A 21,639-nucleotide genomic window follows, 5' to 3' on the forward strand; every position below is an offset into this window, starting at 1 on the left:
GCCGACATCCATAAATAATCTTTTGTAACATCAAGCTTTTTGATAGCTTTGCAGTTCTTTTTTTGAAGATGCAGGATTTAACATCGCTTAAAGATTTATTAGCTTATCCAAAGCATATTGTAATAACCACCCATCACAAGCCTGATGGAGATGCGATGGGCTCATCGCTTGGTTTATACAATTATTTGGCACAAAAGGGGCATCATGTGCGGGTTGTAGCACCTACTGATTATCCTATTTTCCTGCATTGGCTGCCTAATAACTCAGAAGTAATTATTTACACAGACAAAAAGGAAGAATGCGAAAAGCTTGTTCTTGAAGCTGAACTGATATTCTGTCTTGATTTTAATGCTCTTTCAAGAATTAATGAATTAGGTAATGTGGTCCGTCAGGCTGGAGGTGTAAAGGTGATGATCGATCATCACCTGGAACCGGAGGGTTTTGACGATTACCGTCATTGGACCATAAATGCGTGTGCTACAGCCCAGTTGGTATACGATTTTATCGCGAATGTAATGGGCGAAAAGGGACTTATCAATAAAGACGTAGCTACATGTCTTTATACCGGAATAATGACTGATTCAGGATCTTTCCGATTTCCAAGCACCACTCCTGAAGTTCATCACATCGTGGCAGATCTGATCTCTCGAGGAGCTGAAAACGCAAAAATTCATCAAATGGTATACGATAACTTCTCAGAAAACCGTTTACGTTTCCTTGGACATTGTTTGTTAAATAACCTCGAAGTGCTAACGGAATACAATACGGCGTTGATATCAGTTTCGCAGGATTTGTTGAGGCAATACAGTATCAGCACGGGCGATACAGAAGGGCTGGTGAATTATGCTTTGACGATTAACGGAATAAAGCTTGCTGCGCTTATTATTGAAAGGCCTGATCGCGTAAAGCTGTCATTGCGTTCGACAGGAGATTTTCCGGCTAATGAAATATGCAAAAAATACTTCGATGGCGGAGGGCACAGAAATGCAGCCGGCGGACACTCAGAGGGATCTTTAGAACAGGTAGTTGACAGGTTTAAATCGATATTGCCGGAATACAAAAGTTTACTATTAATATAAATATACAATAGAAATTGCCTATCATGGTGCCGGAATACAAAAGCTTATTATTAATATAAATATAAAATAGAAATTGGACTATCATGGTGCCGGATACCAGGCTACATTAAGGGCAGGTTCTCAACACGATGGCTTCATAACCACTCAAAAATTAAATTAAACAAATGAAAAGAAACTTAATTGTTTTAGGATTAGCTGCTCTTGCTTTTACAAGTTGCAAGCAATTCAAAAAGGGCGAAGGAGATTTGCAGTACATCATTCATGAAGACAAAGATGGCGCTACAATCAAAGAGGGAGATTTTTTATCGTTGAAGGTAACTCAGAAAACGGAAGAAGATTCTGTAATGTATGAGTCAGCTGCTTTTGACAGACCAGCATTGCTTGTACAGCAAAAGCCTGCGTTTAAAGGAGACCTTTACAGTGCGATTGGTATGTTAAGTGAGGGTGATAGTGCTACGTTTAAGATTAACCTTGACTCAATGCAAACCAAAATGGGTATGCCTAAGCCTACAAATACCAAAGGCAAATATCTGCTTTTCAGTATCCGTGTTGACAAAGTTATTCCAAAGGGAAAAATGAACGATCAGCAAATGCAGGCCAAAGTTGAGACGTACATGAAGGGGGAGACTGAAAAAGCTAAAAATAAAGAAGCTGGTATAATCAGTAACTATATTTCATCAAACGACTTAAAACCGACTGTAACGGCATCGGGCTTAAACTATGTAGTAACCCAGCAAGGCAGCGGAGCTAAGCCTGCTGTTGGGGATACAGTTGAAGTAAACTATACCGGTAAATTTATTACCGGAAAAAACAAAGTATTTGATACCAGTGTCAAAGAAGTGGCAGAGAAAGAGAAAATGTTTGATCCGATGCGTCCTTATAAGCCAATTAAAGTTGCTGCGGGCACAAACGGAACTATTCCGGGATTCGATGAAGCTTTGTTGTTACTTAATAAAGGTGCAAAAGCTACTGTACTCATTCCTTCGAAACTTGGTTACGGAGCGCAGGGAAGCCAGGTAATTGGCCCATACACTCCATTATTATTTGAACTGGAAGTTGTAAATGTTATTAAACAAACGCCTGGATCAGCTCCGGCAGGTTTACCTCAAATTCCTGCTCAGCCTCCTGTAACGAAATAATGAACCTTTCAAAATAAAGGATCTGTAAGATTAGCCCGCCTGAATATAAACAGGTGGGCTGTTTATTTTAAAAAAAATGAAATTGAAGAATGTTTTAGCCGTATTGCTGCTGGTAGCATCAGTGCAGGTGTTTGGTCAGAATACCGCTGATTTGCAGCGTTTACCTAATGGGGCATTTTATAAAATTTATACAAGCAGTACTGCTCCCAAAATTAAATTGAATGATGTTATTACCTTCCACTTTATTCAAAAAACGGATAAAGATTCTGTATTGGCAAGCAGCTATCAGATGGGGCGTCCGGCAACTGTGCCCGTTCAACCTGCCCGGAATATTGCCGACCTGATGGATTTTTTTCAATTGCTGGCTGTAAAGGACAGTGCATTAGTAAAAGTTCCAACCGACTCCATATTTAAAGGACCAGAAGCAGAGGCTGGCCGGCCTCCGTTCCTCCCTAAAGGAAGTTATTTGACTTTCATTATTAAGGTAGAAAAAGTGCAAACGATGGACGAAGCCATGGCCGAATATCAAAAGGAGATGGACAAGATGAAGTCGGACGAACTTGTTGTACTTAATAGATATGTTGCTGATAATAGCCTGAAACCTACAACCACAAGTTCAGGTTTAAAATATTTTGTGACAAAGTCTTCGGTTAAACCTAAGCCGGTGAACGGAGATACAGTACTTGTAAACTATATAGGAAGTACTCTCGAGGGTAAAGTATTTGATTCAAGCATTGAGGCAGAAGCTAAAAAAGCCGGCTTAGAGCAACCTGGACGTAACTATGAGCCGATCAGTCTCGTTTTAGGGCAAGGGCAGGTGATCAAAGGATGGGAAGAAGGATTACTCATGTTAAATGAGGGTGCTAAAGCTACATTTTTAATCCCTTCAGATTTAGGATATGGCCCTCAGGGCGCTGGTAATGATATTAAACCTTTCAGCAGTTTGAGGTTCGACCTGGAACTTGTAAAAGTCAAAAAAGCTAAAAAAGCACCGGCGACAACTTCTCCGACAATCAAAAAAACTACGCCGGTTAAAAAACCGGCAACCCCTGCTAAGAAACCCGTAGCACCTGCTAAAAAACCAGTTGCTCCAGTGAAGAAGCCGACAACTTCGAGTACGGCAAAGCCTTCGAAATAATCTAAGAACCTCCTCCGGGAGGTTTTTTTATGAAAGACTGATTTCATTATCGAATGTTCCGGGTGGTTTTCAGCTTCCCAAATGATCAATTCTGAAAAAATGACAGCTTGTCATTTGCATTCTCTGGAATTAAGCTGTTTTCGTGTCAAAATACTGTCAGCGTTGAGGTAGAGATATCTTGGCATAACGCTTGATAAGGAACAAACAGAATATTTGTTGAACAATCAAAAAAGTAAATATATCATGTCAAAAATTATTGGTATCGACTTAGGAACAACTAACTCCTGCGTAGCCGTAATGGAAGGTAATGAGCCTGTCGTTATAGCGAACAGCGAAGGTAAACGTACAACTCCTTCTATTGTCGCGTTTGTTGAGAACGGTGAGCGTAAAGTTGGTGATCCTGCAAAACGCCAAGCCATTACTAACCCTAAAAAAACTATTTATTCCATTAAACGCTTCATGGGCAATAGCTTTAATGAAGTAGGTAAAGAAGTAGGACGGGTTCCTTATAGTGTGATTAAGGGAGATAATAATACTCCGCGTGTAGAGATAGACGACAGAAAATATACTCCTCAGGAAATCTCAGCTATGGTTCTTCAAAAAATGAAGAAGACAGCTGAGGACTTCTTAGGGCACGAAGTTTCTGAAGCGGTGATCACTGTTCCTGCATACTTTAATGATGCACAACGTCAGGCTACAAAAGAGGCTGGTGAAATTGCCGGATTAAATGTAAAGCGTATTATAAATGAGCCGACAGCTGCCGCTTTAGCGTATGGTTTGGATAAAGCACATAAAGATATGAAGATCGTTGTGTTCGACTGCGGTGGTGGTACACACGACGTTTCAGTGCTTGAATTAGGTGACGGCGTTTTTGAAGTTAAGTCAACGGATGGTGATACTCACCTGGGTGGTGACGACTTCGATCAGGTGATCATTGACTGGCTGGCTGCAGAGTTTAAAGAAGAAAACGGAATGGACCTTGCTAAAGATGCAATGGCTTTGCAACGTTTGAAAGAAGCTGCCGAAAAAGCCAAGATTGAGTTGTCAAGTTCTACTCAAACCGAGGTTAACCTTCCATATATTACAGCCGATCAAAGTGGTCCGAAACACCTTGTGCGTACTTTAAGCCGTGCAAAGTTTGAGCAGTTAGCAGATAGTCTGATCAAAAGGACTATTGAGCCATGCCGTTCAGCCTTGAAAAATGCTGGTTTGTCTACATCTGATATTGATGAGATCATCCTGGTAGGTGGATCAACCCGTATTCCTGCAATTCAGGATGCTGTTAAATCTTTCTTTGGCAAAGAACCTTCGAAGGGTGTTAACCCCGATGAGGTTGTAGCTATTGGTGCTGCAATTCAAGGGGGGGTATTAACTGGTGAAGTTAAGGATGTATTGTTACTAGACGTTACTCCGCTTTCACTAGGTATCGAAACCATGGGTGGTGTAATGACCAAGCTTATCGAGGCTAACACTACTATCCCATCAAAAAAATCAGAGACTTTCTCAACGGCGTCAGATAACCAGCCTTCAGTGGAAATTCATATCCTGCAGGGTGAGCGCCCAATGGCAAACCAAAACCGTACAATCGGTCGTTTCCATTTAGATGGAATTCCACCTGCACCTCGCGGTGTGCCTCAAATTGAAGTTACCTTTGATATTGATGCGAATGGTATCTTACACGTGGGAGCTAAAGATAAAGCAACTGGTAAAGAACAGAAGATCCGTATCGAAGCTTCTTCTGGTTTGTCTGATGACGAAATCCAAAAGATGAAGCAAGAAGCTGAAGCGAATGCAGAAGCTGATAAAAAAGCAAAAGAAGAGGTAGATAAATTAAATGCTGCGGATGCGCTTATATTCTCAACTGAAAAACAATTGAAAGAATACGGCGATAAGATCCCTGCCGAGAAAAAAGCGCCGATTGAAAGTGGCTTAACCAAGCTGAAAGATGCTTATGCTGCTAATAACTTCGCGGATATCGAGGTAGCTCAAACTGAACTTCAAACTGCATGGACTGCAGCTTCTGAGGATATGTACAAAGCAACTCAGGATGCCGGTGCTCAACCAGGCGCCGAACAGTCGAATGGGCAAGCAGGTAATGGCGCTAATAACGCAGGAGATGCTGTAACTGATGTTGATTTTGAAGAAGTAAAATAAATTCATTAAAATATCTTTTTTAAAAAGCCGTTTCAGAGTCTGGAACGGCTTTTTTTTGATCTGGCACCTAATATTTTTGATTAGTTTGTTGGCGGTTGTTGAAAAAAAGCGATTTGCGGGAATATAGCCTGCTATTTTTTTTATTTTTGTAAAAAATGATGTTAACGGATACACATACTCATCTTTATTATGAGAAAGATGAGGCTAAGCGGAGGGAGTTGATTGATCGCTGTTTTGAAAATGGGGTAAAACGCTTATTCCTTCCGAATGTAGACGCCAAGTCTATTCCTTTAGTCATGAATCTGGCGGAAGCTTATCCTGATAACTGCTTTCCCATGCTCGGTTTACATCCTTGTGATGTGAAAGAGGGTTACGCCACAGCACTCGACACCATATTTGAATCTCTGGCTGATTATAAAATTTATGCTATTGGGGAGATCGGAATAGATTTGTATTGGGATAAAAGCACATTAAATATTCAGCAGGAAGCGTTTAAGAAACAAATAGCCTGGGCTAAGCAATTGGATCTGCCAATTGTGATACATTGCCGGGATGCTTTTGATGAACTTTATAAGGTTCTTCTTGAAGAAAAGGATGAAAAATTGAAAGGTATATTTCATTGTTTTTCAGGAAATACAGATGAGGCAAAGAAAGTCATTGAATTAGGTTTTTATTTGGGTATAGGGGGAGTAGTGACTTACAAAAACTCAGGATTGGATAAAGTGGTCGCTGAAATCGGGCTTGAACATTTGGTGCTTGAAACTGATGCGCCCTATCTCACTCCCGTGCCGTTCAGAGGGAAGCCAAATGAAAGTAGTTACCTGGTGTATGTTGCAGCTAAAGTGGCCGAGGTGAAGAATATATCCCTTGAAGAAGTTGCTGCAATTACCACGGAAAATTCAAAAAATATTTTTAAGATATAATAAAGGTATTCCTTTTCTATATTTATGAAAATTTAATGTGTAACGTATAAATGACAAAGGTATTAATCATATACACCGGTGGAACCATAGGAATGGTGTTTGATAAGGTGACAGGTGTGTTGAAGCCTCTGGATTTTGCTCACATTACCGATAATGTTCCTGAATTGCAGCGGCTTCCATATGAGATCACGGTGCATTCTTTTGCAGAGATCATCGATTCATCAAATATGAGTCCCGAAATATGGATAGAGCTGGCAGAGCTGGTTGAGCGGAATTATGATGCCTACGATGGCTTTGTTATTCTTCATGGCTCGGATACGATGGCTTTTACGGCTTCTGCATTAAGCTTTTTACTTGAAGGCTTAAACAAGCCGGTCATATTTACGGGCTCGCAGCTTCCTATAGGCGAAATCCGGACAGATGCGAAAGAAAACCTGATCACTGCTCTTGAAATTGCGTCAGCCAAATTAAACGGTACGGCTAGAGTTCCCGAAGTTTGTATCTACTTCGACTTTCAACTGTTCCGTGGTAATCGCGCATTTAAGTATAACTCAGCGAAGTTTGAGGCATTTCGCTCCCCGAATTACCCGGTGTTAGCCGAAGCTGGAGTGCATTTACGATATAATGATGCGAGCATCCGAAAATGTGAAGATTGCGTTTTCAAAGCCCATAAAAGGCTTAACAATTCGATTACTGTTCTTAAACTTTATCCCGGGATTAGTAAGGAAACCGTTGCTGCTATTGTTAATTCGAAGACTGATGCTATTATACTGGAAACTTTTGGTGCCGGAAATACTACCACGGAGAAGTGGTTTCTCGACTGCCTTGAAAGCGCTATTAAAAGCGGTAAAGTACTTCTTGATATATCGCAATGTAAAGTAGGAACGGTTGAACTCGGGAGGTATGAAACCAGCAGACCCTTAAAGAATATGGGTGTGGTAAGTGGTTACGATATGACCTATGAAGCGGCTGTTACTAAACTGATGTTTTTACTGGGCAGAGGTTATACTTACGATAGATTAACCCGTCTTTTAGAAACAAATCTACGTGGAGAGTTGAGTAAAACACTGCTTGCGGCTCCTGCAAAGTCGGTATTTTAAATTAATTTATACTTTAGGCGTATTCTCCGTCTTTTTTCAAATCTATTTCCTATTTTTGCGCACCTTAACGGAGAGTTGTCCGAGTGGTTGAAGGAGCACGCCTGGAAAGTGTGTATACCTCAAAAGGGTATCGAGAGTTCGAATCTCTCACTCTCCGCATAAAATGTGTCAAAGCACAGAAAAGCCTGCAATTTATTTGCAGGCTTTTTTAATTCAGGCCCCGCGAAAGAGTTTTGATTTTATACACCACTGATTGTTGAGAAGCAGTTATGTCACACGCGGCACACGTTCGTCAGCAGGTTGACGTAGCTAGCACGCGTGCGTCCCGAGAGAAAATTTATGGCAAGAAAAGGATTCTTGTCGCTCGGCCACTGCTGGAATCCCTCCACAGTTGAAGGGTGTAGATTTGCTTTTCCTATGGTCTTTTAAACAAAGGATATTCGGCCTTCTGAACAAAAATGCGTAAGAATATCTGCTCTATTTTTGTATCAACAAACAAAATCAACATGATACAGAACAACAATCAGGGAGCATTACAGCATCCGCTAGGAACCGGTTTCAACGCCCAATCAACAGCAGCAGAGGTTATCGAGGGAATAAACCTTACTGGCAAGATCACTATCGTGACTGGGGGCAATACGGGTATAGGACTCGAAACAGCAAAAACGCTTGCAGCCGCAGGAGCCACGGTAATAATACCTGCGAGGGATGTGGAAAAAGCAAAGAAAAATCTGGAAGATCTTACCAACATAGAAATCTATGCCCTGGACATTATGGATCCCGCCTCTATCGATAGCTTTGCAGAAAAGTTTTTATCTTCAAACCGTCCTTTACATTTATTGATCAATAATGCAGGAATCATGTGGGTGCCTTTACGTAAAGACAGCCGCGGTATCGAATCACAATTGTCCACAAATTACATCGGACAATTTCATTTAACTGCTAAACTGTGGCCGGCGCTTAAGCAAGCAAATGGAGCAAGAGTGGTAAATGTCTCTTCGCTTGGTCATCATATGGCAGCGTTTAATTTCGATGATCCCAATTTTGATCACCGCGAATATGAGACACTGCAGGCATATGGTCAGTCCAAAACAGCCAGCAACCTTTTTACCCTGGAACTGGACAACCGTGCAAGAGAGCACAACGTAAGAGCGTATTCAGTACACCCGGGATCCATTGCAGGCACCGAGTTGGGCAGGGAAGCTTCAACGGAGCTGTTTCAGAAGATGGGATTCCTGGATGAAAAGGGTAGTATGCGCCCGGAGGTTTTAGCAACGTTGAAAACAATACCCCAGGGTGCCGCTACAACCGTTTGGGCCGCTACCAGTGGTCTGCTCAAAAATATGGGTGGTGTGTATTGTGAAGATGGTGATATTGCGGAACTGTTGTTCTCTGATCGGGAGGTGAACGGGGCAAGGCTTCATGAATCAGGTGTGCAGCCCTATTCGCTTAATGGAAATAGTGCAAAGCGTTTGTGGGTACATACAGAAGAGATAACCAATATTCGGTTTCGAATAGCCTGAAACTCAGCAATCTTTTTTATCTGGGGAAATGGATTGTAAGATTCGAATTTAATAACCAGATAGCTTAGATTTGCTTATAAGAAGTGTCGATATGGAATATCAGGCTAAATACATTACCGAACATATTAAGTTGTCTTCTTTCCATGACAAGTTCTTTAAATCAGACGTCATGTTCGAGCATCACATGCTAATCTGGTTTGTCTCCGGTGAAACCAAAATAGTTCGTACGGAAGGATCCTACCTCTTTAAAAAGGGAGATATTTTCTTAATACCCAGGAACCAGTTAGCCACTATCATCAATTATCCCAAGGATGGACAGCCGCATAAAACGGTGGTAATGCATCTTACCACCGAATGGCTTCGGAGTTTCTATGCTAAGCTGGATGTTAAGCCGCTAGTTGGAGACGTTCAAACTCTAAGTTGTTATAACCATCACCCCTTGCTTGAAAGTTGTCTTTCATCGTTGATTCCTTATTTTGACATGCAGAATCTACCACAGGACATTGCCAACCTAAAAATTACGGAAGCTGTTATCATATTACGTTCCATTGATCCCAGCATTGACAATATACTGGCCAATTTCGAGGAACCTGGTAAAATTGACCTAGCCGGTTACATGGAAAGGAATTTTATGTTCAACATGCCGCTTGAGAAATTTGGCTATTTAACCGGCAGAAGCCTGACAACATTTAAAAGGGATTTTAAAAAGGCATTCGCTACTACACCGCAACGATGGCTGACTAAAAAACGCCTGGACCTGGCCCATTACCAGTTAGAGCAGAAAAATAAAAAGCCGACAGAAGTTTGCTATGAAGTTGGATTCGAAAACCTGTCTCATTTTTCTTTCGCATTTAAAAAACAATTTGGTTATGCACCTACAGATTTGTTGTCATAAAGAGTCTGATTAGAGAGGTTCCAGCCTGTCGACAAATCTGCCTCAAAAAACTCGTACTTTGAGCTTAAATGTTTAATTTTAGCCTTTAACCATTTTAATAAAGTAAAGCATTTTATAAACCGCTTTTTGTTAAATAATTCTGCAGCTTTATTATTGATTGATTTTTAGCAAAATTTGAAAAACTTCTTACTGACTGTCTTTTTGCTGCTTATCGCCTATTTCGCCTTTTCTGTAGATTATGCGGATTCTATCTATATGCGTCTTGACAAAGTTATGGATAACAGGCAGCTGTATATGGCCAATAAGGAAGCAAAGATTGTTGCCATTAAGCAGTTGCTGAATCTTGGAAACTTGTCGGCAGGCCAGATCTATGATATCAACCTCAAGCTTTGCAATGAGTACAAAAAATATAAGGCTGATTCCGCGGTATTTTACATCCGCAAAAATATTAAAATAGCCAACGAGCTGGAAAGCCAGTATCTGCTTAATAAGGCCGAAATACAGTTGGCATGGTTGTACTCTACGGAAGGTTTGTATATTGAATCAAAAGACTTACTGGAAAATATTGACAGATCAGCTCTGGCTAAAAGTCTTCTTCCGGATTATTACGAGTGCTATAATGCTTTTTGTAGTCACTATGGACAGAGTAATAATAACAACCTCTACTATACCAGAAGCGAATTATACCGTGATTCTTTATTGACCGTCCTCGATTCTGGTTCTCTCAAGCACCAGATTGTACATGCCACGAAGATCCTGTATAAAGGAAAAAGGAAGGAAGCCGAAACTGCCCTGCTCTTATTGCTAAATAAAACCACAGATAAAAATACGGAGCGAGCTGAGATTGCTTATTTATTGGGCCGGATGTATATGGATGAAGGGAATAAAGAATTGCAGAAGAAGTATTACGCAATCTCGGCTATAACCGACGTGGAAAATTCTATTAAGGATAACGCCTCCCTTCAAAGCCTGGCGCTTACCTTTTATAAAGAAGGGGATATCGACCAGGCTTTCCGTTTTATTGAAGCTGCCATAAACGATGCGCTGTTTTGTAACGTCAGATACCGGACTGTTGAGGGATCTACTTTCTATCCTATTATCAATGCCTCATTTCAGGAAAAGGAAAGAAACCAGAAGATGGAGTTTCGTATGTATCTTATTCTGATAAGCATCCTTTCTGTATTTCTGATTGCCGGTATAATTTACATTTACAAGCAGATGAAACGGGTTTCAAAGATTCGCCAGGAGCTATTTCAGACCAACGAAAAGCTGAGCAAGTTAAATAACGAATTACAACAGGCGAATGATAACCTCTTTGAATCAAATCATATTAAGGAAGAATATATCGCCCATTTTTTCGATCTGTGCTCTACCTATATTGACAAGCTGGAAAACTACCGTAAATCTTTACATAAGAAAGCTGCGAATAACCAGCTTGATGATTTATTTAAGACTTTGAAATCAACAGGTATTGTGGAAACAGAGTTGGGCGAATTGTATAAAAACTTCGATACGATTTTCCTGAATCTTTATCCCACTTTTGTGCGGGAGTTTAATGTTCTCCTTGTACAGGAGGAACATATCTATCCGAAGCAGGGAGAGTTGCTGAATACCGAGTTAAGGATCTTCGCCCTCATTCGTCTGGGTATTACAGACAGTGTTAAAATAGCTAGCTTCCTGAGGTATTCACTAAGAACAGTTTATAACTACCGGACCAAGGTTAGGAATAAGGCAATATCCCGCGATGATTTTGAAGAAATGGTGAAAGAGATCGGCACCCTAAAGCACGATTAAGCTATTAATTTCTTCCCAAACCAGTACTTTTTTGAGCTTATATTTATTTGCAATAGATTGTAAATGAATATGTTATGTTTTTATTTAAGTACTTTTTTTAATGCATCGAAAGTAAAGGGGATTATATGTGTTTACATTTGATCAGCCAATAAAATGCAATGCTAACTATTCATTGCACTTTCAAATACCGATTATTTAAATAACCACAAGATCAAAGATTATGAGGCCTTTATTTACAAAAAGACTTTTACAGTTTTTTATTTTTTTTGCATGTGGCATTTCTGCGCCTGCTTTTGCCCAGAACTTCCGGGTGCAGGGTACTGTCACTGATGCAGCCACGGGCGAGACTTTAATCGGAGTTTCCGTTGTCGTGAAAGGGACGAGAACCGGAACTTCGACAGGTGTTGATGGTCGTTACACCATTGCAGACGTACCACCGGGTTCAGTGCTGGTTGTTTCTTACATCGGCTACGATGCTCTTGAAGTTCCGGCAAATTCCGTCAAGGTTGACATCAAATTAAAGGCTTCCAACAACGTATTGGAAGACGTTGTGGTTATTGGTTACGGTTCCGTAAAACGGAAGGACGTTACCACTGCCATTTCCACTGTTTCTACGAAAGACCTGGAACAGCGTCCGATTGTGTCTGCTGCGCAGGCGATACAAGGCCGGGCCGCGGGGGTTTCAGTGATACAACCTAACGGAGCCCCTGGTGCTGAAATGTCTATCCGTGTGCGAGGTACAACTTCGTTTAACGGTAGCAATGACCCTTTGTATGTGGTAGATGGGGTGCCGGTTGATAATATCAGATTCCTGGCGCCGACAGATATTGAGAGCATGCAGGTTCTGAAGGATGCCTCTTCAGCGGCAATTTATGGTTCGCGCGCCGCAAACGGCGTAGTTTTGATCACAACCAAGACAGGAAAAAATGGCGATCCGAAGATTTCATTCAATGCTCAGTTCACACAAAACAAAGTCACGAATGAAATTGATGTGCTAAATACGGCGCAATACAGGGATTTGCAAAATGAGATTGGCCTTATCAATCTTCCTGCCGGATTGACTGATCAAACCAACTGGGCTGATGAAACTTATAAAACGGGGGAATTACAGAATTACCAGTTATCTATATCTGATGGTACAGAAAAACTTAGGTATTATCTTTCCGCAGGGTATTTGGGCGAAACGGGTATATTAACTAGTTCATTCTTTAAACGGTATAGTTTCCGAGCTAACATCGATAATAAAGTACGGAAGTGGCTAACTATAGGTGCCAATGTCAATTATTCTGATAATTCAAGTAATGGCGTATCAACAGGCCTGGGATCCGATCAAGGTGGCGTTGTTTTGGCAGTGATAAACACACCGACCTTCGCACCTGTACGGAATGCGGATAACCAGTATTATAATAATTTCTACGGAGCCAATATTGTAAGCCCGCTTGAAAACATGGCGCGAAGCAGAAATAATAAAGACAGGGAAAACCGGCTCATCGCTTCGGGAAATGCATTATTCACTTTTATTCCTGAATTGACCTTTAAAACCTCGTTAGCAATGGACAGGAGGAATGCCCTGAATACCACTTTCCTTGATCCACTTTCAACTAGCTGGGGCCGGAACCAGTTTGGTGAAGCTTCTGACAACCGGAACATGAACACGGTGTTGACATTCGACAATGTATTGAATTATAATAAGACATTCAATAAACATGGAATAGAAGCAATGGCGGGAACATCCTACACCAACTCAGATTATTCGAATAGTTATATCAATGCTTCGCATTTTAGGAACGATTTGATACAGACGCTTAATGTAGCCAACAGAATAGCCTGGGATAACACAGGCACAGGCCGGTCTCAATGGGCAATCATGTCTTACTTCGGCCGGGTAGCCTACAATTATGATAGCAAATACCTTTTAACCGCCAATATTCGTTCTGATGGGTCCTCTAAGCTTCATCCGGATCACCGCTGGGGTTATTTTCCATCGTTTTCTGCAGCATGGAGGTTGTCCTCGGAGGAGTTCATGGACGGAATAGACTGGCTGAATGATTTAAAGATTCGCGGGGGATGGGGTCAAACTGGAAATCAGTCAGGAATCGGAGATTATGCGTATCTGCAACGTTATAATGTTCGCCGCGTTGAGTGGTTTCAGACTGGAAATGAAAAAGCCGTTCCAACAATTAGTCAGGCAAACTTACGTACTCCCGATCTTACCTGGGAGACCACAACTCAAACAAACCTGGGCTTAGATTTTACTGCGTTCAAAGATCGAGTGACTGTTAATCTCGATTATTATTACAAGAAAACTAAAGATATGTTGATGAATGTGTCATTGCCATCAGGAGCTGCAGCAGCGAACACCATTGCAAGAAATGAGGGAGAAATGTCTAATAGAGGTTTTGAAGTTTTGGTGAATACCCGAAATTTCGATGGCCCATTTGCCTGGAACACTGATTTCAATATTTCCTTTAACAAAAATAAACTTGAAAGTCTTCAATTACAACAGATCTATACTGATGCTGTAACCAGCAACTTCAGTGACGAAGCGGTTGTCCGTAACCAACCTGGCCGCTCTTTAGGAGGATTTTTCGGTTATATCAGTGATGGGGTTGATCCTGAAACAGGCGAACTGATGTACAGGGACCTGAATGGAGATTCAAAAATCTCTTCCACTGACAGAACTTATATTGGAGATCCGAATGCTGATTTTATTTTTGGACTAACCAACTCCTTCTCGTACAAGAATTTTAATTTAAGCGTATTCCTGCAAGGGTCTTACGGCAACGATATTTTCAATGCTTCAAGAATTGAGACAGAAGGCATGTACGACGGTAAGAATCAATCGGTAAGGGTACTGGACAGATGGAGGGTTCCGGGGCAAATAAAAGAAGTGCCCAAGGCTGGTTTTGTATTAAGAAACTCCACGTACTTTATTGAAGACGGTAGTTATTTGCGCGTGAAGAATGTATCGTTGTCTTACAATGTTACTGGAGACCTTTTAAGAAAATTAAAAATAAGCCGTGTGCAGCCATATTTCTCTGCAAGCAATTTATTAACATGGACTAACTATTCAGGAATGGATCCGGAGGTTAATCAGTGGGGAAATAATGGTGCTGTACAGGGGATAGATTGGGGTACTTACCCACAGAGTAAATCATTTGTACTTGGTCTAAATGTTCAATTTTAAAAGCAACCATAATGACACTTAAATATATATATCAAGGCTTATTATACAGCTCACTTCTGATCTGTGCTTCATGCTCCTTAGTCAAAGATCCTTTAGATACCTATTCTGATGTAACAGAGGGAGTGACTGAGGATGGTGTACAGATTGTTTTCAAAGATAAGGCAGCGGCTCAAAGCCATTTGACAACACTTTACAATCAAATGAGGGACCGCCAGGAGCATTGGTATCTCGATTTGCTACTAATTGCAGAGTCACATTCTGACAATGCTTATGCCGGGACGACAGGCGCCGAGGTTGTTCCTTTTGAAACAAATTCAATTGAAGGTTCGAATTCTGTTATTGCGAGGGACTGGGACAGGTATATGGAGGATGTAGCGCGAGCAAACCGGCTGATCAATAATGTGGATTCAGTGGTAGATAATACCTTCAGTACTGCTGAAAGAGAACAAATCAAATCGCAGGGAAAGATCTTCAGAGCTATGGTTCTTTTTGATATGGTTCGTTTGTGGGGATCAATTCCTGTAATCACACGGGAAGGCCGTAATATAACTTCTGGAACAATTGGCGAGGTTTACGGGGATTATTTCCCTGCTCAAAATACTGAAGAGGAAGCTTACAGGCAAATCGAGAAAGACCTGACAGAGGCCCTCGTATCTGCACCGGATAATGATGCGACGAATAAAACGCTTTTCACCAAATCTGTTGCCCGTGCTTTACTCGCTAAAGTGTATGCAGAAAAACCGATAAGAGACTATGCAAAAGTTATTCAGTACGCAGATCAGCTTGCCGCTGATGGTTTCGATCTTGTCCAAGATTTCAGCGATCTGTTTGGGATGAATGCAGGAGGAACAGATGCTAAGATGAGAAACACAAAGGAATCGATCCTTGAAGCGCAATTCTTTTCCGGAAACGGCAATTGGGTAACCTGGATGCTTGGTCGCGATCTGACAAACTATAACAATAGTTTCACCTGGGCGAAATGGGTCACTCCCTCGCGAAACCTGATCAAAGCTTTCCAGGACGAAGGAGACCAGGAGCGTTTTGCCGAATCGGTTGTATATTACGAAACTACATGGAGCAATTATTATCCGGCTAACAATTATCCCTTCATGTACAAAACCCGCTCTGCATTTAACAGTATCATCAAGTTCAGATATGCAGATGTTCTACTATTAAAAGCCGAAGCTCTCATTATGAGGAGTAATCCGGATCTTGGCGCTGCTGCTGACATTATTGACAGGATTCGTGAGCGTGCCAGTCTTGGAAAGTTATCCAATTCCGTACGCAGTAGCAAGGATGCTATGGTAAATGCATTGTTGAAGGAGCGCCGTTTGGAGTTGGCTTTTGAAGGTCAGCGCTGGTTCGACCTGGTTCGATTAAATAAAGTGGAAGAAGTAATGAACGCGGTTTATGCAAAAGATTCAGGCAGAAAACCCCTGGCTTACCGTTTTAATCAAACATCTTATCGCCTGCCAATCCCACAAGCTGTAATCGACCAAAATCCTAAGATCATTCAGAATCCGGGTTATTAATAAAATGAACATGAAAAAATATATGAGCAAATTGAAAAGCATTGCGCTGGCCTTAACCCTTTTGGGTTCGATAGTCACCGCATGTGGGACTGATAAAAAAAATAGTGACACAGCGCAACCGGTTGATCCAGAGGTTCCTACCAGCGGCGATGTGACTATATATGTGACCACAAATACGCGGTCACAGGACTTCACAAAAACCTTTGTTGATTTCAGCGATAAATCCAACATGTCGCCTAATACCATAACATTAAACCCGGCCCAAACCTATCAGTCAATGGACGGTTTCGGATCGGCAATAACAGGGTCTGCCTGTTATAACTTGCTAAAAATGACACAGGCTGACAGAACGAAGTTCCTTAAGGAAACTTTTTCTGAAACTGAAGGAATGGGTCAAAGCTATGTTCGTATAGCCATTGGGTGTTCTGACTTTTCGCTGAGTGAATATACTTGCTGGGATACCCCGGGTATTGAGAATTTCGGGCTGCAGAACGAAGAGGTTCATTATGTTATTCCGGTTTTAAAGGAAATACTTGCTATCAATCCTAACCTCAAAATTATAGGTTCACCATGGACTTGTCCCCGCTGGATGAAAGTCAATAACCTGACCGACCTGCAGCCGTTTAACTCATGGACCAGCGGTCAGCTTAATCCGGCTCATTACCAGAATTATGGAACATATTTTGTGAAATGGATCCAGGCGATGGCTACAAACGGAATCAATGTTTCAGCCATTACGCCACAAAACGAGCCATTAAACAGGGGGAATTCAGCATCGCTTTATATGAGCTGGGAAGAGCAGCTTGCTTTTGTGAAAACAGCCTTGGGGCCAAAACTGAGAGGAGCGGGACTCGATACAAAGATCTACCTCTTCGACCATAACTATGACTATGATAACATCGCTTCACAAAACGATTATCCTGCAAAGATCTATGAGGATGCCGTTGCAGCAGGATATGTAGCAGGTGCTGCTTTTCATAATTACGGTGGAAATAGAGCTGAACTTCTAGATATTCAGTCTAAGCGTCCCGACAAGGAACTGATCTTCACAGAGACCTCCATTGGTACATGGAATGATGGCCAAAATCTGGCTGTCCGTTTAATGGATGATATGAGAGAAGTAGGATTGGGAACAGTGAACAACTGGAGCAGGGCAGTGATCGTGTGGAACCTGATGCTCGATACCGAGCGCGGACCTAACAGGGCCGGGGGGTGTCAGACTTGTTATGGTGCTGTAGATATAAATAAATCCGATTACAAGACGATCAAGAAAAACTCACACTATTACATAATCGGCCATTTATCATCTGTGGTTAAACCTGGTGCTGTCCGTATCGGCGCAAGCGGATATTCTGCAGAAGGTGTTACCTATTCCGGATTTAAAAATACCGATGGCACTTATGCCCTGGTTTTGCTGAACGAATCAAATGAAATTAAGAAAATAACATTAAGCGACGGAACAAAGTATTTCAGTTATGCTGTGCCATCAAAATCCGTGGTTTCATATCGTTGGAAATAATAAGAATAGTATTATGAGAATATTTTTAAGTATCCTGTTTATTGCAGTGGGAATGATGCTTTTCAATTCCTGCAAAAAAGATGAAGCCACTAATCCGGGAAATCCTGTTATAACACAAAAAACAGAATTTACGGCTGCGCATTTTGGTGACAGTCTGGAGTTTAAGATTGATGTTTCTGATGCGGAAGTTCCGCTCTCTACCTTGAAAGCGCGGCTTTATTATAGCGATGATATGGTTTCGGAGACAGTAATCCGTACTAAGACTAACGGCGAATATACCGGTAAGATCTATGTTCCATTTTACGTTAATGTACCTAATGGTACGGCTACATTGAAGCTCATTCTTCAGAACACCAATCTGACAATCACTGAAAAGGAAATTGATCTGCCATTGACCAGGCCTGATTTTCCATATCTGACACTAGTTACCTCAACCGGGGAACATCGAATGGACCGTGTTAATATGTACGAATATGCGGTTACAGAAGTATTTCCTTCAGCTGTTAATGGTTATATCAAGGCTCCCAAAGTCGGGGCTTCCGGAAATGAGTTGACATTTGGTTGGGAGGACAATGCAATCGCTCTTGGCTCGATGAACGATATTCCCTTTTCGAATCCGGCAGCAGGTTCGTATTCCATCACTTTCAATACTTTCAATTATCATGCATCACCTTTTATCGTTTATAAAGTAAACGGCATGCTGATGGACCGGATCGATGATAACCGGTTTAAAGCAGATGTAACACTAACCCAAGGGCAGGAAGTTACCATTGATGGCATCGAAGACCTTAGCAGCTGGTATATTGATCCGGATTACTTCAGCAAAGATGCAAGTGGTAAACTTACGTTCCTGCCAATAAGCGGAAAGTACCGTATAACTGCCAACTTTATCCTCAAATATTTCATTGTAGAAGCAATGAACGGAACAAATCTGGCCACTTTACAAGCTGATGGAACCGGTGCCCTCTGGATTATCGGAGAAGGTATTGGTAAGCCATCCATCGCCACAAACCAGGTAGGCTGGAATACGGATAATGCGCTATGCATGGCACCGGTCGGCAATAAAAAATATCAGATTACTACCGTGGCTGGTACATCAATTAGAACGGATAATATTAACTTTAAGTTTTTCCATCAGAAAGGATGGGGGGGTGAGTACAAGAACACCGAACTGAGTACAACAAGTGATGTCATTTTTGTTGGTAGTGGAGGCAGCAGTGGCAGGGATCCAGGAAATCTGGGAATAGTTGCTGGAAAGACCCTGGAAGCTGGTGCAACTTATGTATTCACGGTGGACTTAAGCGCCGGGAATGATAAGGCTGTATTGACTGTCACGAAAAAATAAATTAAGCCGCAAACACACACTCTGTTAATGATATATTATGTTTAGATCAGTTAAATCATTTCTAATCCTGTTGCTGATGGGGAGCCTAGGTGCTAAATCGACAGCACAGGAGAACCTGCCCATATATTTAAACGAAGCAAAACCCATAGAACAACGTATTGAGGATGCTTTATCCCGAATGACGCTCGAGGAAAAGGTTGCGATGGTTCATGCTCAGTCAAAATTCAGTTCGCCTGGTGTTCCCCGCTTAGGCATTCCCGAGAATTGGATGACCGACGGACCTCACGGAATCCGTGCCGAAGTTTTTTGGGATAAATGGGACCAGGCTGGCTGGACGAACGACTCCTGTATTGCATTTCCTGCCTTAACGTGCCTGGCGGCTTCATGGAACAAAGACATGTCAGCACTTTACGGAAAGGTGATCGGCGAGGAAGCCCGCTACCGTAATAAAAACGTACTTCTGGGGCCGGGTGTGAACATTTACCGCACTCCTCTTAATGGGCGTAATTTTGAATACATGGGCGAAGATCCTTTTCTTGCTTCAAGAATGGTTGTTCCCTATATTCAAGGAGTTCAGGCGAATGGAGTTGCTGCCTGCGTGAAGCATTTTGCTTTAAATAACCAGGAAATAGACCGTCATAAAGTTAATGTTACGGTGGATGACCGGACTCTTTACGAGATCTACCTGCCTGCGTTTAAAGCGGCAGTTCAGGAAGGTAAGGCCTGGGCAATTATGGGAGCGTACAATAGGTACAAAGGACAATGGGCCTGCCAGAACCAGTTTTTGTTAAACGATATCCTTCGCGGGGAATGGAAATTCGACGGGGTGGTTGTATCCGACTGGGGTGGTGTAAATGATACCAAACAAGCTATTTATCATGGTTTGGATATGGAATTTGGTTCATGGACAGATGGTCTTACTATGGGTGCCTCTAACGCTTACGACAATTATTATCTGGCTAATCCTTTCCTTAAATTGTTAAGATCTGGCGAAGTCAAAGAAGAAGAACTAAATAAAAAAGTGCGAAATATCCTTCGATTGGTTTTCCGTACCAACATGAACACTAAGCGGCCTTATGGGTCGTTTGGGACGGCAGAACATGCTTCGGCTGGTCGTAAGATTGCAGAGGAAGGGATAGTGTTATTAAAAAACAACAACAACACACTCCCAATTAACTTTTCAAAAGCAAAGAAGATTGCTGTAATCGGTGAAAACGCTATTAAGGTGATGACTGTTGGCGGTGGAAGTTCTTCTTTAAAAGCAAAATACGAGATCTCTCCACTGGACGGTATTAAAAATCGTATAGGCAAAGAGGCGGAGGTCGTTTTTGCAAGAGGTTATGTTGGGGAGAAGTCAAAAGCGCAGGACGGATTGAGCACAGGCCAGAATCTTGCAGACAATCGTTCCGCTGATCAGTTGATCAAAGAAGCAGTTGATTTAGCAAAGACTGCAGATTTCGTTGTGTTTGTTGGTGGCTTAAACAAAAATGATGGACAGGACAGCGAAGGAAACGACCGCAAGTCTCTTGGATTGCCTTACAGCCAGGACAAACTAATCAGTGCCCTGGCTAAAGCAAATAAGAACCTGGCTGTTGTGATGATCTCAGGAAATGCAGTGGCCATGCCATGGGTAAATGAAGTGCCATCCATTGTTCAAGGCTGGTACCTTGGTACAGAAGCTGGAAATGCCCTGGCCTCGGTTTTAGTCGGCGATGTGAACCCATCAGGAAAATTACCCTTTACCTTCCCGGCTAAGCTTGATGATAATGGTGCGCATAAGTTAGGTGTTTATCCTGGAAATGGCGAGCAGACCTACAACGAGGGTATCTTTGTAGGGTATCGTTGGGCCGATAAGCACGGCACCAAACCTTTATTCAGTTTTGGTCATGGCTTAAGCTATACAAGCTTTGAATACGGCAAAGTAATCGCCAATAAAAAAGATCTGGCTGAAGATGGCAAGATCACGTTTTCTGTTGAAGTGAAAAATACAGGAAAACGCGAGGGGCAGGAGATTGTGCAGTTATATATCAATGATGTGAAATCGTCAGTGCCTCGTCCTGTAAAGGAGCTGAAAGCTTTTGAGAAAGTTAGCTTAAAAGCAGGCGAAACGAAGACGGTTAAGTTTACTATCGATAAAACTGCCCTAAGTTTCTTTGATGCCGCTAAACATGATTGGGTTGCCGAGCCGGGAGATTTCAGGGCTTTGGTTGGTGCATCTTCAGCGGATATCCGCCAGTCAATTGGTTTCAGGTTAAAATAACATATAGCGGTCGCATTGACTGGGTTTATAACAGAAAAAGCCACTAGTAAG

General features: G+C 41.9%; 14 protein-coding genes and 1 tRNA gene. All 15 read left to right on the forward strand.

Features of this window, described 5'->3' with window-relative positions; genetic code table 11:
* The first annotated feature begins 68 nt into the window (after window positions 1-68).
* The 15 genes from J3P37_RS20490 to J3P37_RS20560 all read left to right on the forward strand — a co-directional run bounded on the left by J3P37_RS20490 (window position 69) and on the right by J3P37_RS20560 (window position 21,588).
* Window positions 69-1,079, forward strand: a complete 1,011-nt coding sequence (locus tag J3P37_RS20490; protein ID WP_256013360.1) for a DHH family phosphoesterase — start codon at window positions 69-71, stop codon at window positions 1,077-1,079.
* A 164-nt stretch (window positions 1,080-1,243) separates the two neighbouring features.
* Window positions 1,244-2,218, forward strand: coding sequence for an FKBP-type peptidyl-prolyl cis-trans isomerase (locus J3P37_RS20495; protein WP_256013363.1), 975 nt, complete (start codon window positions 1,244-1,246; stop codon window positions 2,216-2,218).
* Between the two features lie 76 nt (window positions 2,219-2,294).
* Window positions 2,295-3,356: an FKBP-type peptidyl-prolyl cis-trans isomerase gene (locus tag J3P37_RS20500; protein WP_256013366.1), complete on the forward strand. Its 1,062-nt coding sequence runs from the start codon at window positions 2,295-2,297 to the stop codon at window positions 3,354-3,356.
* Between the two features lie 243 nt (window positions 3,357-3,599).
* Window positions 3,600-5,510, forward strand: coding sequence for a molecular chaperone DnaK (gene dnaK, locus J3P37_RS20505; protein WP_256013369.1), 1,911 nt, complete (start codon window positions 3,600-3,602; stop codon window positions 5,508-5,510).
* Window positions 5,511-5,665: 155 nt separating this feature from the next.
* Complete coding sequence (locus J3P37_RS20510; protein ID WP_256013372.1) at window positions 5,666-6,433, forward strand: TatD family hydrolase; 768 nt, start codon at window positions 5,666-5,668, stop codon at window positions 6,431-6,433.
* A gap of 50 nt (window positions 6,434-6,483) precedes the next feature.
* Complete coding sequence (locus J3P37_RS20515) at window positions 6,484-7,533, forward strand: asparaginase (RefSeq protein WP_256013375.1); 1,050 nt, start codon at window positions 6,484-6,486, stop codon at window positions 7,531-7,533.
* A 69-nt stretch (window positions 7,534-7,602) separates the two neighbouring features.
* Window positions 7,603-7,690 (forward strand) — tRNA-Ser (locus J3P37_RS20520).
* Window positions 7,691-8,039: 349 nt separating this feature from the next.
* Window positions 8,040-9,056, forward strand: coding sequence for an SDR family NAD(P)-dependent oxidoreductase (locus J3P37_RS20525; protein ID WP_256013378.1), 1,017 nt, complete (start codon window positions 8,040-8,042; stop codon window positions 9,054-9,056).
* Window positions 9,057-9,147: 91 nt separating this feature from the next.
* The gene (locus J3P37_RS20530; protein WP_256013381.1) at window positions 9,148-9,951 is read left to right on the forward strand and encodes a helix-turn-helix domain-containing protein; all 804 of its coding nucleotides are present in this window, start codon (window positions 9,148-9,150) and stop codon (window positions 9,949-9,951) included.
* A gap of 174 nt (window positions 9,952-10,125) precedes the next feature.
* The gene (gene susR / locus J3P37_RS20535) at window positions 10,126-11,745 is read left to right on the forward strand and encodes a SusR family glycan utilization regulator (protein ID WP_256013383.1); all 1,620 of its coding nucleotides are present in this window, start codon (window positions 10,126-10,128) and stop codon (window positions 11,743-11,745) included.
* 220 nt (window positions 11,746-11,965) lie between these two features.
* A complete protein-coding gene (locus J3P37_RS20540; RefSeq protein ID WP_256013386.1) occupies window positions 11,966-14,932 on the forward strand; it encodes a SusC/RagA family TonB-linked outer membrane protein in 2,967 nt (988 codons plus the stop codon).
* A gap of 11 nt (window positions 14,933-14,943) precedes the next feature.
* Entirely contained in the window at window positions 14,944-16,464 is a 1,521-nt protein-coding gene (locus J3P37_RS20545; protein WP_256013389.1) for a RagB/SusD family nutrient uptake outer membrane protein, read from the forward strand.
* A 10-nt stretch (window positions 16,465-16,474) separates the two neighbouring features.
* A complete protein-coding gene (locus tag J3P37_RS20550) occupies window positions 16,475-17,983 on the forward strand; it encodes an endo-1,6-beta-glucanase (RefSeq protein WP_256013392.1) in 1,509 nt (502 codons plus the stop codon).
* Window positions 17,984-17,996: 13 nt separating this feature from the next.
* A complete protein-coding gene (locus tag J3P37_RS20555; RefSeq protein ID WP_256013395.1) occupies window positions 17,997-19,328 on the forward strand; it encodes a DUF5125 domain-containing protein in 1,332 nt (443 codons plus the stop codon).
* Between the two features lie 37 nt (window positions 19,329-19,365).
* Window positions 19,366-21,588 (forward strand): glycoside hydrolase family 3 C-terminal domain-containing protein, encoded by a 2,223-nt coding sequence (locus tag J3P37_RS20560; RefSeq protein WP_256013397.1) that lies wholly within the window; start codon window positions 19,366-19,368, stop codon window positions 21,586-21,588.
* Window positions 21,589-21,639: the final 51 nt, after the last annotated feature.

This window comes from Desertivirga xinjiangensis (genome assembly GCF_024436435.1).
In the GTDB taxonomy this organism is placed as follows: Bacteria; Bacteroidota; Bacteroidia; order Sphingobacteriales; family Sphingobacteriaceae; genus Desertivirga; species Desertivirga xinjiangensis.